The organism is Limnohabitans sp., from assembly GCF_046052825.1.
Taxonomy (GTDB): domain Bacteria; phylum Pseudomonadota; class Gammaproteobacteria; order Burkholderiales; family Burkholderiaceae_C; genus Limnohabitans.
This window is the reverse complement of record NZ_JAVLFP010000007.1, coordinates 1-15,087: the sequence shown is the minus strand read 5'-3', so window position 1 is coordinate 15,087 and position 15,087 is coordinate 1. Positions and strand designations below refer to the sequence as shown.

Genomic DNA, 15,087 nt, shown 5'->3' with positions numbered 1-15,087 from the left:
GCACTTTCACCTCTCACACAACCAGGTCTTGCAGACCCAACACCGGAGACAAGCACCATGACGCGTTTTCAACTGTGCATCGCATTCGCTTGGAGTCTGATGTCGACTTCTGCCGTCTGGGCCCAGACCCCTGCCGACAATTACCCGCAGCGCCCGATCAAACTCATCGTGGGCTACGTGCCAGGAGGTTCACCAGACACCGTGGCACGCATCGTGAGCCAACGCATGGGCCAAATCTTGGGGCAGTCGGTGGTGGTGGAAAACCGCGTGGGTGCTGGCGGCACCTTGGCCACCGCACAAGTGGCCAAGGCCCCTGCCGATGGCTACACCTTGCTGTTGGGCGAAACAGGTCAACTCGTGATTGCCCCATGGCTCACCAAGCAACTGTCTTACGACGTGATGCGCGACTTCGCGCCTGTGGGCATGGTCGGCACTACACCGCTGGTGCTGGTGGCCAATGCCAAGACGGGCATCCGCACCCTGCAAGACTTGGTTCAAGAAGCCCGCGCCAAACCCGGCCAGCTCAACTACGGCTCTTCGGGCAACGGCACCATTCACCACATTGCCGCAGAAGTGTTCAAAGCCGACAGTGGCATCGACCTCATGCATGTGCCCTACAAGGGCAGTGGCCAGTCGGTGCCCGCCGTGATCTCGGGCGATGTGCCGATCCTCATGACCTCGCTGACGGTGGTGTTGCCTTTTGTTCAAGCCGGCACGGTGAACGTGCTGGGCGTGAGCTCTGCGGCCCGCTACGCGGATTTGCCCAATGCGCCCGCCATTGGCGAGGTGGTCAAAGACTACGACTACGCGTCAGAAATGGGCATCTTGGCCCCTGTGGGCACACCGGCTGCTGTGATCAACAAGTTGTCGAATGCGCTGCGTGAGACCTTGAACAACGCCGAGGTGCAAAAGCAATTCAAGTCGGGCAGCATCATTCCGCGATACACCACGCCAGCGGGCTACACCGACAACTTGCAGCGCAACCTGCGCAAGTACGAACAAGCCGTGAAGATCGCCAAACCCGACGTCACCAACTGATCCACGCGGGTACCCCCGCCATCACGCCGATGGACGGATCTACCCGCCGCTCACTCGTAGCGCTTGCCCTGCGCCAGCAACTCCGGCGTGCCAATCACCGCGTTCAGGCCGTCAAAATCGAGCATCTGGTGTTGCCACGGCAAGGTGGTTTGGTGTTGGTGCAAGCTGGCGTAATAGCCTTGCAGGGTGTGTGCCACCGCGCGTGCGGTGCCACCCGGAAAAATCACCATCTTGTAGCCGCGTTGTCCCAACACGTCGGCGCTTTGCACCGGGGTTTTACCCCCCTCCACCATGTTGGCCAGCATGGGCACGCGCTGTGCAAACTGCTGGCAGGCGGCGTTCATTTGCTCGGGGCTGCGCACGGCTTCGATGAACAAGGCATCCACGCCGCACGCCAGGTAGCGCTCGGCGCGTTCCAGCGCGGCGTCAAAGCCTTCCACGGCCACCGCATCGGTGCGCGCCAAGATCAAGGTGTCTGACGAATGCCGCGCATCCAGCGCAGCGCGCAGCTTGCCTTCCATCTCGGCCACAGGCACCACGCCTTTGCCATCCAAATGGCCGCAGCGCTTGGGGAAGGTTTGGTCTTCCAGTTGAATCATGGCCGCGCCTGCACGCTCCAACTCGCGCACGGTGCGCTGCGTGTTCAAGGCGTTGCCAAAGCCGGTGTCGGCATCCACGATCACGGGCACGCGCACGCGGTCGGTGATGTGCGCCAAGGTGTGCGCCACCTCACTGGCCGTGGTCAAGCCAATGTCGGAGCGACCGAGCAAGGTGTACGCCACCGATGCGCCCGACAGGTACAGCGCTTCAAAGCCTGCCTGCTCGGCAATCAAGGCGCTGAAGGCGTCGTACACACCGGGGGCCAGCAACACCTCGGGCTGGTTCAAACGTTGTTTCAAATTCATGGAGCGTCTCCCTCTCAAGCTTGGGTGTGTGTGGCGGTCTGTGCCGCCATGTTGGCAGCGGTGTGTGCCGCAATGAAACCGCCCGCGATGGCGCTGAGCAGCCCATTGCCCGACAAATAGCCCCAAACCGCATCGCCCGACACACCGCGCGCCGCGCCGCCTGCGGCCAGCAGGTTGGGCAAGGCGCTGCCGTCGGTGCGCAGCACTTGGCATTGGGCGTTGATGTCGAGCCCGCCTTGCGTATGGAACAAAGCCCCCGTCACGCGAATGGCATGAAACGGCGCTTCCAAGCTGCGCTTGAAGTGGCGGCCTGTGACGGGGTCTTGGCCCTCATGCACGGCGTCCAAGGTGTGGCGCAAGGTGTCTGCCGAGCAACCAATGTGTTGCGCCAGCGCCGCCACATCGGCAAAGCTGTGCACAGCACCGGCCGCTTGTGCGTCACAAAAATCAGGAAAGTCTTGGGCAAAAGCGAGCAAGCGGTCGTCGAACACATTCCACGCCGTGCCACCCGGCTGCGCCAGCACATGCACCGCCGCTTCGGAGTAGCCCTGGGTCTCGTCATGAAAACGTGCCCCAAGCGCATTGACCTGCACACCGCCTTCCATCATCAAGGCCCACGAGATCAACGCGCCTTGCGGCACAGCCCATGAGCCGTGGCCCTGGTAGCCACCCAGGTCGGCCAATTGCGCACCCAGTTGTTGGCCCCAAGCGATGGCACTGCCGTCGTTGCCGGTGTGGCCGGCGTACAGCGCGTCGCGCATCTCTGGCAACAAGCGGCTCACCCACTCGGCGTTGCCCCCAAAGCCGTTGCACGCCAGCAGCACGCTGTCGCAGCTGAGTTGCTCCAGTTGACCATCGGGGCGCACAAAGCCCAGACCCAGCAGGTGGTCGGCGTGGTTCACATACAGCGTGCTCACCTGGGCTTCGGTCAGCACCACCACGCCCGCCGCTTCAGCGGCATTGTGCAAACGCATCATCAAACCGGCGCCGGTTTTTTCGGGCACGGCATGCATGCGGTGCACGCTGTGGCCGGGGTACAAAAACGTGTCGAGCACCTGCCACGGCACACCGTGGTGGTGTGCCAGCGCGTCCATAGCAGGACCAATGGCGCGGCTGTAGGCGTCCACCAACACCGGCGACGCACGGCCATGGGCTTTGGCTTGAATGTCTTGTGCAAACAGCGCCGGCGAATCGCTGATGCCTTGCGCCTGCTGCGCTTGGGTGGCGGCTGCGGGCACAAAGCCCGACGACAGCGCGGTCGACCCGGTGGGCAAGGCATCACGCTCCAGCACCACGCAGTCCACGCCCAGTTGGCTCAGGGTGAGCGCAGCGGTGAGGCCGCAAGCACCGCCGCCCACAATGGCCACCGCCGTGTGCACCGGCGCGGTGAAGCTGGCCACGCGTTCAACCGTGGGGCTCATAGCGTGGCCAAGAATTGGGCGCAGGTCATCACCTCGGCGACCGACGCCATGTCGGTCAGCGCGGCTTGGTGGGCCGTGTCAGAAAAAGTGGCGCAGCCGTCGCTCAGCACCACGGTGCGGTAGTCACGCATGTGGGCATCGCGCACCGTGCTGGCCACGCCGCCGTTGGTGACAATGCCGCACACCACCACCGTGTCCACGCCTGCACGGCGCAGCACCCAATCGAGTTGGGTGTTGAAGAACGCCGAATACGCCACCTTGCACACCGACACATCCACCCACGGTGCAATGGCCGCCACATGGGCTTGGCCCCAGCTGCCGGGCGCAAAGTCGCCCGCACGCAAAAACGGGCGGCGCTCCAGCAGGTGTGGCGAGACCATGGGCTGCCCCTCAGCATCGGGCCACAAGGTGAACAAGCTGGCCACCACCATGCCGTGGTGGTGCTTGACCGCCTCGGCCACGGGTGCCACCCGTGCTGGCAGCAACAAGGCCTCAGGGCTCACGGTGTTGCCGCGAGCGTAGGCGCCCTCGGGTGCCAGAAAGTCGTTTTGCAAATCCACCACCACCAACGCGATGCGGCGTGGTGTGGCGGGGGAGTGGCTCAGGCTCATGCGGCGTTCCTTTCGACCAACAAGTTGCCCAAGGTGTCCACACGGGCGCTGAAGCCGGGCTCCAGCCACACCGTGGTGTCGGCCTGTTCCAAAATGGCCGGGCCGGCCACTTGGGCACCCACGGGCAAGTCCAAACGCGCATAGCGCTGGGCGTCCCACCATTGACCGGCGTGGTACACGCGCTGCACGCCCAGCGACGCGGTGCTGCCCGCGCCCTTGGGGGCCAGCACGGCCAGGTCGAACTTGGGACGCACGCCAATGCGGGCGTAGCGCAGGTTCATCACACGAATGGCCATGCCGGTGAGCACACGGCCAAACGACGCGGCATAGGCTTTTTCAAACGCAGCTTGGATGCTCTCGCGGCTGATGTCTTGTGCGTTCAAGGGCACTTGCAAGGTGTGGGTCTGGCCCATGTAGAGCATGTCCAAGGCCACCACTTCTTGCACACGCTCAAAGCGCACGCCCGCAGAGTCGAGGCGTTTTTGGCAAGCCTCGGCCAAGTCGGCCAAACGCGATTTGAGTTGCGCCAAGTCCAAGTCGAGCAGCGCCTTGTTCAAGGTTTGCACCGCGTCATGGCGCATGTCGGCCATCACGCAGCCCAAGGCCGAGGTGACGCCGGGGTAACGCGGCACGATGCCGGTGGTCACACCCACCTCACGCATCATGGCGCACACATGCAAGGCACCGCCACCACCAAACGGCATGTAGGCAAACTGGCGTGGGTCGTGACCGCGCTCGATCGACACCACGCGAATGGCACCCGCCATCTTGGCGTTGGCGACCGTGAGCATGGCTTCAGCAGCGGCCAACACCTCCAGCCCCAAGGGCGTGGCCACGTGGGTTTGAATGGCCAGCTCAGCGGCTTGGGCGTCGAGCGCTTGCAACAAGCCACCGCCCAAAGGACGGTCGGCGGCAATGCGCCCCAACACCACGTTGGCGTCGGTCACGGTGGGTCGGGTGTTGCCACGTCCGTAGCACACCGGCCCCGGAATGCTGCCGGCCGACTCGGGGCCGACTTGCAACATGCCACTGGCATCCACCGACGCGATCGAGCCGCCACCGGCACCGATGGTTTCAATTTGAATCATGGGCGAGCGCACCACCAGACCAAACTCGATCGAGGTTTGTGCCGCCAGCGAGGCTTCGCCCTCGGCCACCAGCGACACGTCAAACGAGGTGCCGCCCATGTCGCCCGTGATCACGTTGGGGTAGCCCGAGGCACGCGCCACCGCCGCACAGGCAATCACGCCTGCGGCCGGGCCCGAGAGCGCCGTGCGCACAGGCACATCGCACGCGGTCTCGCGTGACATCACGCCGCCGTTGCTTTGCACAATCAACAGCTCGCCGCTGAAGCCCTGGGTGCGCAAGTCGTCTTCGAGCTTGGCCAAGTAGCTGCCCACCACGGGCTGCAAGGCGGCGTTCAAGGTGGCGGTGGAGCAACGCTCGAACTCACGAATTTCGGGCAGCACTTCGCTGGCCGAGGTCACATAGGGGTTGGGCCACATGGCGCGCACAGCGGCCACGGCTTGTTGTTCGTTGACGGGGTTGGCATAGGCGTTGATGAAAAACACGCACACCGCTTCGCAGCCCGCGTCCAACAGCGCCTGGGTTTGGGAGCGCACTTGGGCCAAGTCCACGGCCGTGTGCAAGCTGCCATCGGCCAGCACGCGCTCGTCCACTTCCAGGCGCAGGTCACGCGGCACCACGGGGGTGAAGCTGCCGCGCAGTCCCCAGGTTTGGGGCCGGTCGCGGCGGCGCATTTCCAACACATCACGAAAGCCGCGTGTGGTGATGATGCCGGTGCGGGCCACCTTGCGCTCCAACAGCGCGTTGGTGCCCACGGTGGTGCCGTGCACGATGGTGGCCAAGGTCGAGGCCACACCGGCTGCTGAACCACTGGCGGTGGCCGTGGGCGCATTGCCTTCGCTCACGCGCACCACGCCGTTCATGAAGCCACGGGCTTCTTCGCCACGGGTCGAGGGGACTTTGACAATGCGGGCCGAGCCATCGCGCTCGTCGAGCACAAACAAGTCGGTGAAGGTACCGCCCACATCGACACCCACCACCAGGTGTGGCGTGACAGGCTGTTGCGTACTCATGGTTTGACCTTTGAAGAAGTGGATGTCGAATCGCTGACGAAGCCTTGGGCCACGTCGTGTGCACGCGCGGCGGGGTCGCGGCCTGCGGCGGGTCCCCAGCCACCGCCACCGGGGGTTTCCAGACGCACGCGCTCGCCTTTTTTGAGTTGGATGCCCAGCATCTTGGAGACCATGGGGGGTTGGCACCACTGGCCGTTGTGCTGGTACGAAAACACGTTGGGCAAGGCGTTGCCGCCGCCTGCAATGCCTTTGGGTGGCGCTTTGCCACGCTCGCCAAAAATGAAGGCCTCGGCGCTTTCTTCGAGCAGCTCAATTTCATACACCGCACCCAAGCCACCGCGGTGTGTGCCGTCGCCGCCTGAGTTGGCACGCAATGACCATTCGGTGAAACGCACCGGGTAAGCGGCTTCCAAAATTTCCAGGGGCGGAATGGTGGCGGTCGAGATGGGCGCGTTGCTGTGGCTCAAGCCGTCGCCCGTGCTGTGGCCACCGTGGCCCCCACCAAAGAAGCTGAACATCACCCAGCGCTGGCCTTTGCGCGCGGCATCGGTGCGGTGCCCGGCGATGGACAAGGCGTTGATGGTGCCGTAGGCGTGGGCCACGGCGCGGTTGGGGTCAGCCAAGGCGGTGGCGCTGAAGATCACATCGATCATGCGCAAAATGGTTTCGGTGTAGCCCCCCACGGGGCGTGGGCGCTCGGCGGTGATCACCAAGCCATCGGGCAGCACAAAGTCCACCGCATCCAACACGCCCGCGTTGGCGGGCACGTCGGGGAACACGTGCTTGAGGGCCACATAGCAAGCCGCCACAGCGGTGGCGCGCGAGATGTTCACGGGGCCTGCGCACTGCGGCGAGGTGCGCGAAAAATCCAGCGTCATGCGGTCACCCTGGACCGTCATGTCCAAGGCGATGGTGAGCAACTCGTCTTTCACGCCGTCGTTGTCGAGCACGTCTTCAAAGCTGTAGCGGCCATCGGGCAGGTTTTGAATGTGCGCGCGCATCAGCACCAAGGCACGTTTGCGCAACTCGCCCATGGCTTGCAACACCACGGCGTCGCCGTATTCGTCGAGCAGCCCATCCAGCCGTTTGACGCCCAGCTCCAGGGCTGAGAGCTGGCCGTTCAAGTCGCCCCACAAGCTGTCGGGCAAGCGCGTGTTGGCGCGCAAGATGGCCAGCACATCGCCATCCAACTGGCCTTGGCGCACGATGCGCACCGGTGGAATTTGCACCGCCTCTTGCCAGCACTCGGTGGCCGCTGGGTTGTAGTTGCCAGGCACGGCACCGCCCACGTCATGCCAGTGCGCCGCAGACGCCAAGTAGCAAAACAGCTGGCCGTTGCGAAAGAAGGGGCGCACCAGCTTGAAGTCGTTGGCGTGGGTGCCGCCTTCGTAGGGGTCGTTGAACAACCAGGTGTCACCGTCGACCATGCCGCCGCGCTCTTGCGCCACGCGCGCCGCAGCACGCACGGCAAACGCCATGGCGCCCACAAACACGGGCAAGCCCGATTTGCCTTGCACCAAGGTGTCGCCACTTTGGGCGTCGTACAAGCCATGGCAGGCGTCGTGTGCCTCGGCAATGATGGGGTTGAACGCGCTGCGGTACAGCGTGGCGTCCATCTCATCGGCGATTTGTTCCAAACGCCCCTTGAGCACGGCGAGCGTGACGGGGTCGAGGGTGACAGCAGCGGTGTGCTCACGCATGGTGTGTTCCTTGGCTGCGTTGTTTCAATACGTTCATCAAACCTCCGGCATGGACCATGTCCATTAAAAAATCAGGAATCGGCTGGCAAGGCAACACGCTGCCGTCGGCACGTTGCACGCCTGCGCTCACCAGGGTGACCGCATCGCCCTCTTGCAACTGCTCGGCCTCGGCACAGGTCAGCAAGAGCAGCCCGAGGTTGAACGCGTTGCGAAAAAACAAACCACTGAACGACGGGGCCACCACCGCACGCACACCCAGGTGCACCAGCGCACCGGCCGCTTGCTCGCGCGAGGAGCCAATGCCAAAGTTGGGGCCGGCCACCAGCACATCGCCGGGGCGCACGCCTGCGGCAAAGTCGGGGCGCAGCGATTCGAGGCAGTGCTGGGCAATGACGTCGATGCCGTTTTTCATGTAAATGCCCGGGGCCAGCACATCGGTGTCCACATCGGCACCGAGCTTCCACACACGTGAGGTTGTCGTCATAGCAGCTCCCGCACATCGCTGATGCGCCCACGCAAGGCCGAGGCCGCCACCGTCCAGGGCGACGCCAGGTACACCTGCACGCTGGCTGGGCCCATGCGTCCTTTGAAATTACGTGCCGTGCTGGAGATGACGGTGGCCCCTTCTTCAAAGGTCGCGCCATAGCCCGCACACGCACCACAGCTGTTGGGCAGCACCTGGGCTCCCGCATCGCGCAGCACTTGCATGACGCCTTCGCGCTCGGCCTGGGCTTGGTCGCGGGCGCTGGCGGGGGCTACCAACAGGCGCACGCCCGAGGCCACCTGGTGGCCGCGCAGTACCTGGGCGGCGGCACGCAAGTCTTCCAGCTTGGCCCCGGTGCAAGCACCGATGTAGGCCACGTTCAACGCCACGTCGGCATAGTCGCCCACGGCGCGCGTGTTGGCCGGGCTGTGGGGGGCCGCCACTTGGGGGCTCAAGCTGCTGGCGTCAAAGGCAAAGTCTTCGCAGTCGGCACCGGCATCGGTGTGCCAGCTGTGCGCGTGTTGCAACGCGTCTTCGGCCACACCCACGCTGCGCAGGTAGTCGCAGGTGGTGTCGTCCGCCGCAATCAGGCCGGCTTGCGCGCCCATCTCGGCACTCATGTTGGAGAGGGTCATGCGCTCTTGCATGCCCAAGCGCATCACGGCATCACCGGCAAACTCCACCGCTTGGTATTGGCCGCCGTTCATGCCAAAGCGGGCAATCATGTGCAGCATCATGTCTTTGGCGCACACGCCCGCCGCCAGTTGGCCGCTCCACCCCATGCGCAAGGTGCGGGGCACTTGCACCCAAATTTCACCCGTCACCACCACGCCCAACATTTCGGTGGCGCCAATGCCAAACATGTAGGTGCCAAAAGCGCCTCCGGTGGGCGAATGCGAGTCGCCGCCCACGCACAACATGCCGGGGCGCAAATGGCCGCGCTCGGGCAACACCACGTGGCAAATGCCCTCTGAATCAATCACGTTCGGCAAGCGCCACTCGCGGGCGGTGTCGCGCGCGATTTGCACAATGCGCTGGGCATCGGCGTCTTGCGCCGGCACGTAGTGGTCCATCACCAGCACCACTTTGGCAGGGTCCCAAATCTTGGCACCCAAGTCGTCGAGCATGGGCTTCAAGCGCCGTGGGCCCGAGGAGTCGTGGAACATGGCCAGGTCGACCTGGCAGGTCACCACCTCGCCCACCGCCACCTGCGCTTGGCCCGCCGCACGGGCGATGAGTTTTTGCGCCAGCGTTTGGGGTGCTTGGGCAGAAGAAGAAATGCGGGTCATTCGGGTTTGGCTCCAGAAAACTTCACCACCTCGCGCCAGCGCGCGATATCGGCCACCACAAAGCGGGCAAATTCTTGCGGGCTGTTGCCCACGGCGCTGGCACCTTCGGCTTCGATGCGACGGCGCACGTCTGGGCTTTGCACCGCCGCACGTGCCGCGTCGCTCCAGGTGCGCAACAGCTCGGGTGCCATCTTGGCGGGCCCGAATAAACCAAACCAAGCGCTGGACTCAAAGCCCGGCAAGGTGTCGGCAATGGCGGGCACATCGGGCAGCACAGGCAAGCGGTGCGGACTGGTGACCCCCAAGGCTTTGAGCTTGCCCGCGCGAATGTGTTGCTGCACATTGCCCACCGCGGCAAACATCAACTCCACCTGACCGGCCAACACGTCTTGCACCGCAGGTGCGGTGCCACGGTACGGAATGTTGACGATGAAAACACCCGCTTTGAGTTTGAAAGCCTCGCCCGCCAAATGCAGCGACGAGCCCAAGGCGCCAATCGCGAAATTGAGTTGGCCCGGCTTGGCTTTGGCCAAGGCCACCAACTCAGCCACGTTGTTCGCCGCCAAAGACGGGTGCGCCACCAACACCGAGGGCGAGGTGGACACCATGGTGAGCGGCGTGAAGTCTTTCACCGGGTCGAACGGCAAGCGCGGGTACAGCGATGCATTGATGGCGTGGCTGGTGAAACTCATCAGCAAGGTTTGACCATCGGGCGCGGCACGGGCCACGGCTTCGGCAGCCAAGTTGCCACCGGCACCGGGCCGGTTTTCGACCACCACGGTGCGGCCGAGTTGCTGGCCCATGGCCTGCGCCACGGCACGGGCCATGGTGTCGGTGCTGCCACCCGCAGGCGCACCCACCAAGATGCGCACAGGCGCCGAGGGGCTGACACTTTGGGACCACGCGCCAGTGGCAGCCAAGCCAGCCAGCAGACACCCCACACGCAACAAGCGAACACACGACATGGGCAAACTCACACGCCCAAATAGGCTTGGCGCAGCGTGTCGCTGGCCAAGAGCTCAGCCGACGTGCCCGAGAAACGAATGAGGCCGTTCTCCATCACATAGGCGCGGTCGGCAATCTCCAGCGACTGGCCCACGTTTTGTTCGACCAACAACACGGCCAAGCCCCCCGCACGCAGCTGCGAGATCAGGGCAAACATTTCTTCCACCAACAGCGGCGACAGGCCAAGCGACGGCTCGTCCAAGATCAACAGCTTGGGCTCGGCCATCAGGCCACGCCCGATGGCCAGCATTTGTTGCTCGCCGCCGCTCATGGTGCCCGCGAGTTGCGTCTGGCGTTCGCGCAGGCGAGGGAAGGTGTCAAACACACGCAGCAAGTTCTCAGCACGGCGGGCGCGGGCGCGGGTGAAGGCACCCAGCTCTAAGTTCTCCAACACGCTGAGATTGGGGAACACCTTGCGGCCTTCGGGCACCTGAATCAAGCCGGCTTGCACCACGCTTCGGTAATGCGCCCCGGTGAGGTCTTGGCCATCAAACACCACCCGCCCAGCCCAGGTGGGCACCAGGCCCGAGACCACGGAGTTGAGCGTGGTTTTGCCTGCGCCATTGCTGCCGAGCAAAGCCACCAATTCGCCGGGGGCCATGTGCAGGTCCACCCCGCGCAACACCTCAACGGCACCATAGCCTGCGCGCAGACCTTGGATCGTGAGCAAATCGCTCATACCGCCTCCTGCTGTGTTTTGCGCAAACGCGCCGCCGTGCCGTGGCCCAGATAGGCCTCGATCACCTGCGGGTTTTGCGTCACCTCGGTGGGTGCGCCCTGGGCAATGAGTTGGCCTTGGGCCAGCACCCACACATGCTCGGCCAGGTTCATCACGGCTTGCATGACATGCTCAATCATGAGCACCGTCACGCCACCAGCCACCAGGCCACGCACCACGGGGAGCATGTCTTGAATTTCTTGCGGGTTCAGGCCCGCCAACACCTCGTCAAGCAGCAAGAGCTTGGGCTGGGTGGCCAAGGCACGGGCCAGCTCCAAGCGTTTGCGCCCCGCCACCGTGAGGTCACCGGCAGGTTTGTCGAGTTGGGCGTACAAGCCCACGCGCTCGGCCACGGCTTCGGCGGCGTGCAAGGCATCGCTGCGTTTGGCGTGTTGCAAGTGGGCACCCACGGCGATGTTTTCGCGCACGGTTTGCGAGGCAAACGGTTGCACGATTTGAAACGTGCGCGTCAAGCCCAAGGCCGCATTGAGGTGCGGCGCGCGGCCGGTGATGTCCACGCCGTCAAAGGTGACGCGGCCCGTGTCGGGCACCAAAAAGCCAGACATCAACGCAAACAGCGTGGTCTTGCCCGCGCCATTGGGGCCAATCAAAGCGGTCAAACTGCCTGCCGGCACTTGCAGGCTCACCTCTTGCACAGCGCGCAAGCCCCCAAAGGCGCGCGACACGTGGCTGACTTCCAACAAGCTCATGCGCCCTCCCTCTTCTGCGACGCGCTGTCTTGGCGCTTGAACCAACGCTGGCCAATGCCGCCCACACCGCGTGGCAAGAACATGACGATCAACACCAACACACAGCCGTAGACCACCATGTTGATGCCAGGCAACTGACCCAACAAATTGCGCGTCACATCGGCCAACACATGCAAGGCCAAGGCGCCCACCACCGGGCCCCACAGCGTGCCCATGCCGCCCACGATGGCACCCACCAGGGCCTCGACCGAGGTGTGCGGACCAAAGGCCAAGCCGGGGTCGATGTACTGAAACACCTGCACATAAAACGCGCCGCCTGCGCCCATCAACGCACCCGACAACACGGTGGCCCAGAGCTTGACCAAGAAGGGGTTGACGCCAATGGCGCGGGCGGCGTCTTCGTTGTCGCGCACGGCTTGCAGGTAAGCGCCAAAACGTGAGTGGCGCAACCACGCCGTCAAGCACAAGGCCACCGTCACCAAGCCCAGAATCAGCCACACATAGCCAGCGCGCGAGGCAAACTGCATATTGCCCACCGACTCACGCAGGGGCAGCATCAAGCCCACGCCTGCGCCGGTGAAGGGCACCGACAGCGCGACGATGCGAAACACCTCGGCAAAGGCCAGCGTGACCAACGCAAAGTACGAGCCCTTGAGGCCATAGCGAAACGACAAAGCCCCCACAAATAAGCCCACCGCAGCGCTGGTGCCCATGGCCAGCACCAGGGTGAGCCAGGGGTTCCACCCCGCATGCACCTGAGCCATGGCTTGCACATAGGCCCCGGTGCCAAAAAACAGCGCATGGCCAAACGAGAACTGGCCACCAAAACCACCCAGCACGTTCCAGGCCTGCGCGAGCAAGCAGGCGTACAAGGCCATCATCACAAAGTTGAGCACCACCCCTGAATCGGTCAGAAACGGAATGCTGCCCACCAACACCACAAACACCGCAATGGCGCGGACATCTTTCATGCGCGTGCTCCAAACAAACCTTGTGGACGGAACAACAGCACCGCGATGAAGATGGCAAAAATACCAACCTGCCCGAGCGACTCGCCCAGGTACAAGCCCCCGATGGACTCGACCACGCCAATCAGCAAGCCGCCCACCAAGGCACCGACAAAACTGCCCATGCCGCCCAACACCACGATGGTGAAAGCCACCAGCACAAAGCCGCTGCCCACCAAGGGGTTGACGTAATAAGCGGGCAACAAGAAACAAGCCGCCGCACCCAAGCAAGCCAAGCCAATGCCAAAGCACATGGCGTACACATGGTCCACATCGATGCCCATCAGACGGGCACCGTGTTTTTCTTTGGCCACGGCGCGGATGGCGCGGCCCAAGTCGGTGTAGCGCATCACCGCCAGCAACACCGCCGACACCACCAAGGCACCGACAAACGAGACCAACTTCGGCAAGGCAATCATGGCCGGACCGATGTTGACCGTGGTCAGCGTGTAGGCGGTTTCAATGTTGCGGGTGTCTGACTTGAAAAACAACAGGGCCAGGTTTTCCAAAATGATGGACAGGCCCAGGGTGACCAACAAAATGTTTTCGTCTTTGCCATGGCTGGCACGGTTGATGACCCCGCGTTGCAACACATAGCCCAAGACAAACATGGCGGGCACCATGATGGGCAGGGCCAAGTAGGGGTCGATGCCGAGTTTTTCTTTCAAAAAATACACGCCATACAAAGCCACCATCAACGACGCCCCATGGGCGAAGTTGATGATGTGCAGCACGCCATAGATCAAGGTCAGCCCCAACGCGATCAACGCGTAGACAGCACCCGTGGTGATGCCGTTGAGCACCGAGGCAAACAAAATGGACAGATCAAACATGGCGTGGCTTTGGCAGAAGGCTTAAGCTTTCAAGGGGAAGATCGGTTCGACTTCGCGGTAGTCGCGAGGAATGATCACCTTGATGTCGCCCTTGACCACCTGGGTCATCAAAGGCTGAGCGCCCATGTTTTGACCGTTGACAAACTGGGTGGTGCCGTAGGGCATGATGTGGTCAGAGAAGGTGCTCTTGTTCAAGGCGTCGATGATGGCGGCGCGGTCGGTGGACTTGGCGTGCTCAATCGCATCGGCCAGCAAACGCATCGCCGTGTAGGCCATGAACACCTCGTAACTGAAGAACAAGCCCTTGGCTTCGACGCGTTTTTTGAGTTCCAACGAACGCTTGTCGCGTGGGTTGAACCAATGGTTGCAGTCGATGATGCCGTTGGCGGCTTCGGGGAATTCTTTGACGAATTTGTAGCTCGATGCCGCGCCACCCAAGACCGAATAAATCGCTTTGGGCGTGACTTTTTGTTGCTGCATGGTGCGCACCAACAAGGCGTATTCGTTGTAGTAGTTGGCAGGAATCACGATGTCGGGGTTGACCTGCTTCATGCGCAACACGATGTTGTTGAAGTCGCGTGTGGGGTTGGCGTGCTTGACGACTTCTTTCACGTCGTAGCCATAGCCGGGCAGCTCACGTGCCAACAAGTTGGCGGTGCCGGTGCCAAACAAAGACTCTTCGTGGATGATCATCACGGTGCGTGCAGGCTTGCCCGCAGCGGTGTTGAGCACGTGCAAGTTGGCCACGGCCACTTCGGCGCACTTTTTGTAGCCTGGGCCAAAGCGGAAGGTGTTTTTCAAACCACGCTCGACAATTTGGTCGGCCACGCCGACGTCCACCACGTGGGGCAGGTTGTACTTGGCGGCGGCTTGTGTGGTGGCCAGGCAAATGGCCGAGGCAAACGCACCGACGATGGCGCTCACGCCCGCTTCGTTCATTTTTTCAACTTCCGCCGCACCCGCTTGTGGGGTGGACTGTGCGTCACCCAACAGGGCTTCGATCTTGGCGCCGCCGAGCGACTTGATGCCACCGGCTTTGTTGATGTCGTCAATGGCCATCATCACGCCTTCGCGGCATTGCTGACCCGAATAGGCCAGCGCACCGGTGACGGGGTGCAACACACCCACTTTCACGGTCTTGGGCTGCGCGCCACCCACCAATGGAAATGCCATAGCCGAAGCTGCGGCTGCCGACTGACCCATAAACTGACGACGTGAAGTCATGCTGTGCTCCTTTGAAAAATCAATGAAAGTTGGCCGATAACTC

The 15,087-nt window shown here is 63.1% G+C and carries 14 protein-coding genes; 1 reads left to right on the top strand and 13 read right to left on the bottom strand.

Annotated elements, in window-relative coordinates; genetic code table 11:
- Nucleotides 1-57: 57 nt before the first annotated feature.
- Nucleotides 58-1,038 carry a Bug family tripartite tricarboxylate transporter substrate binding protein gene (locus ACKWJN_RS01190; protein WP_408593753.1) on the top strand — a complete coding sequence of 327 codons (981 nt, stop codon included), beginning with the start codon at nt 58-60 and terminating at the stop codon, nt 1,036-1,038.
- 50 nt (nt 1,039-1,088) lie between these two features.
- On the opposite strand, the gene ACKWJN_RS01185 is transcribed toward ACKWJN_RS01190, so the two are convergent.
- The 13 genes from ACKWJN_RS01185 to ACKWJN_RS01125 are packed head-to-tail and all read right to left on the bottom strand — an operon-like array spanning nt 1,089 to nt 15,044.
- Nucleotides 1,089-1,943 (bottom strand): oxaloacetate decarboxylase, encoded by an 855-nt coding sequence (locus ACKWJN_RS01185; protein WP_408593751.1) that lies wholly within the window; start codon nt 1,941-1,943, stop codon nt 1,089-1,091.
- A 14-nt stretch (nt 1,944-1,957) separates the two neighbouring features.
- Nucleotides 1,958-3,364, bottom strand: coding sequence for an FAD-dependent oxidoreductase (locus ACKWJN_RS01180; RefSeq protein ID WP_408593749.1), 1,407 nt, complete (start codon nt 3,362-3,364; stop codon nt 1,958-1,960).
- Complete coding sequence (locus tag ACKWJN_RS01175) at nt 3,361-3,975, bottom strand: cysteine hydrolase family protein (RefSeq protein WP_408593747.1); 615 nt, start codon at nt 3,973-3,975, stop codon at nt 3,361-3,363. The genes ACKWJN_RS01180 and ACKWJN_RS01175 overlap by 4 nt, the downstream gene beginning before the upstream one ends.
- Nucleotides 3,972-6,074 (bottom strand): hydantoinase/oxoprolinase family protein, encoded by a 2,103-nt coding sequence (locus ACKWJN_RS01170; RefSeq protein WP_408593745.1) that lies wholly within the window; start codon nt 6,072-6,074, stop codon nt 3,972-3,974. The genes ACKWJN_RS01175 and ACKWJN_RS01170 overlap by 4 nt, the downstream gene beginning before the upstream one ends.
- Nucleotides 6,071-7,774, bottom strand: coding sequence for a hydantoinase B/oxoprolinase family protein (locus ACKWJN_RS01165; protein ID WP_408593743.1), 1,704 nt, complete (start codon nt 7,772-7,774; stop codon nt 6,071-6,073). The genes ACKWJN_RS01170 and ACKWJN_RS01165 overlap by 4 nt, the downstream gene beginning before the upstream one ends.
- On the bottom strand, nt 7,767-8,258 hold the full coding sequence (locus ACKWJN_RS01160) for a 3-isopropylmalate dehydratase (RefSeq protein ID WP_408593741.1): 492 nt from the start codon (nt 8,256-8,258) through the stop codon (nt 7,767-7,769). The genes ACKWJN_RS01165 and ACKWJN_RS01160 overlap by 8 nt, the downstream gene beginning before the upstream one ends.
- Nucleotides 8,255-9,547: a 3-isopropylmalate dehydratase large subunit gene (locus tag ACKWJN_RS01155; protein WP_408593739.1), complete on the bottom strand. Its 1,293-nt coding sequence runs from the start codon at nt 9,545-9,547 to the stop codon at nt 8,255-8,257. Before ACKWJN_RS01155 ends, ACKWJN_RS01160 begins: the two co-directional genes overlap by 4 nt.
- Nucleotides 9,544-10,497, bottom strand: coding sequence for a tripartite tricarboxylate transporter substrate binding protein (locus ACKWJN_RS01150; protein WP_408593871.1), 954 nt, complete (start codon nt 10,495-10,497; stop codon nt 9,544-9,546). The genes ACKWJN_RS01155 and ACKWJN_RS01150 overlap by 4 nt, the downstream gene beginning before the upstream one ends.
- A gap of 23 nt (nt 10,498-10,520) precedes the next feature.
- Nucleotides 10,521-11,231, bottom strand: a complete 711-nt coding sequence (locus ACKWJN_RS01145; protein ID WP_408593737.1) for an ABC transporter ATP-binding protein — start codon at nt 11,229-11,231, stop codon at nt 10,521-10,523.
- Nucleotides 11,228-11,980, bottom strand: a complete 753-nt coding sequence (locus ACKWJN_RS01140; RefSeq protein ID WP_408593735.1) for an ABC transporter ATP-binding protein — start codon at nt 11,978-11,980, stop codon at nt 11,228-11,230. Before ACKWJN_RS01140 ends, ACKWJN_RS01145 begins: the two co-directional genes overlap by 4 nt.
- Nucleotides 11,977-12,951 (bottom strand): branched-chain amino acid ABC transporter permease, encoded by a 975-nt coding sequence (locus ACKWJN_RS01135; protein WP_408593733.1) that lies wholly within the window; start codon nt 12,949-12,951, stop codon nt 11,977-11,979. The genes ACKWJN_RS01140 and ACKWJN_RS01135 overlap by 4 nt, the downstream gene beginning before the upstream one ends.
- Nucleotides 12,948-13,820, bottom strand: coding sequence for a branched-chain amino acid ABC transporter permease (locus ACKWJN_RS01130; protein ID WP_408593731.1), 873 nt, complete (start codon nt 13,818-13,820; stop codon nt 12,948-12,950). The genes ACKWJN_RS01135 and ACKWJN_RS01130 overlap by 4 nt, the downstream gene beginning before the upstream one ends.
- Nucleotides 13,821-13,841: 21 nt before the next feature.
- Nucleotides 13,842-15,044 (bottom strand): ABC transporter substrate-binding protein, encoded by a 1,203-nt coding sequence (locus ACKWJN_RS01125; RefSeq protein ID WP_408593729.1) that lies wholly within the window; start codon nt 15,042-15,044, stop codon nt 13,842-13,844.
- Nucleotides 15,045-15,087: the final 43 nt, after the last annotated feature.

What these genes read in the sequence shown, in the direction of transcription:
- ACKWJN_RS01190 (WP_408593753.1), top strand. Translation starts at nt 58, where the DNA reads ATGACGCGTTTTCAACTGTGCATCGCATTCGCTTGGAGTCTGATGTCG.
- ACKWJN_RS01185 (WP_408593751.1), bottom strand. Translation starts at nt 1,943, where the DNA reads ATGAATTTGAAACAACGTTTGAACCAGCCCGAGGTGTTGCTGGCCCCC.
- ACKWJN_RS01180 (WP_408593749.1), bottom strand. Translation starts at nt 3,364, where the DNA reads ATGAGCCCCACGGTTGAACGCGTGGCCAGCTTCACCGCGCCGGTGCAC.
- ACKWJN_RS01175 (WP_408593747.1), bottom strand. Translation starts at nt 3,975, where the DNA reads ATGAGCCTGAGCCACTCCCCCGCCACACCACGCCGCATCGCGTTGGTG.
- ACKWJN_RS01170 (WP_408593745.1), bottom strand. Translation starts at nt 6,074, where the DNA reads ATGAGTACGCAACAGCCTGTCACGCCACACCTGGTGGTGGGTGTCGAT.
- ACKWJN_RS01165 (WP_408593743.1), bottom strand. Translation starts at nt 7,774, where the DNA reads ATGCGTGAGCACACCGCTGCTGTCACCCTCGACCCCGTCACGCTCGCC.
- ACKWJN_RS01160 (WP_408593741.1), bottom strand. Translation starts at nt 8,258, where the DNA reads ATGACGACAACCTCACGTGTGTGGAAGCTCGGTGCCGATGTGGACACC.
- ACKWJN_RS01155 (WP_408593739.1), bottom strand. Translation starts at nt 9,547, where the DNA reads ATGACCCGCATTTCTTCTTCTGCCCAAGCACCCCAAACGCTGGCGCAA.
- ACKWJN_RS01145 (WP_408593737.1), bottom strand. Translation starts at nt 11,231, where the DNA reads ATGAGCGATTTGCTCACGATCCAAGGTCTGCGCGCAGGCTATGGTGCC.
- ACKWJN_RS01140 (WP_408593735.1), bottom strand. Translation starts at nt 11,980, where the DNA reads ATGAGCTTGTTGGAAGTCAGCCACGTGTCGCGCGCCTTTGGGGGCTTG.
- ACKWJN_RS01135 (WP_408593733.1), bottom strand. Translation starts at nt 12,951, where the DNA reads ATGAAAGATGTCCGCGCCATTGCGGTGTTTGTGGTGTTGGTGGGCAGC.
- ACKWJN_RS01130 (WP_408593731.1), bottom strand. Translation starts at nt 13,820, where the DNA reads ATGTTTGATCTGTCCATTTTGTTTGCCTCGGTGCTCAACGGCATCACC.
- ACKWJN_RS01125 (WP_408593729.1), bottom strand. Translation starts at nt 15,044, where the DNA reads ATGACTTCACGTCGTCAGTTTATGGGTCAGTCGGCAGCCGCAGCTTCG.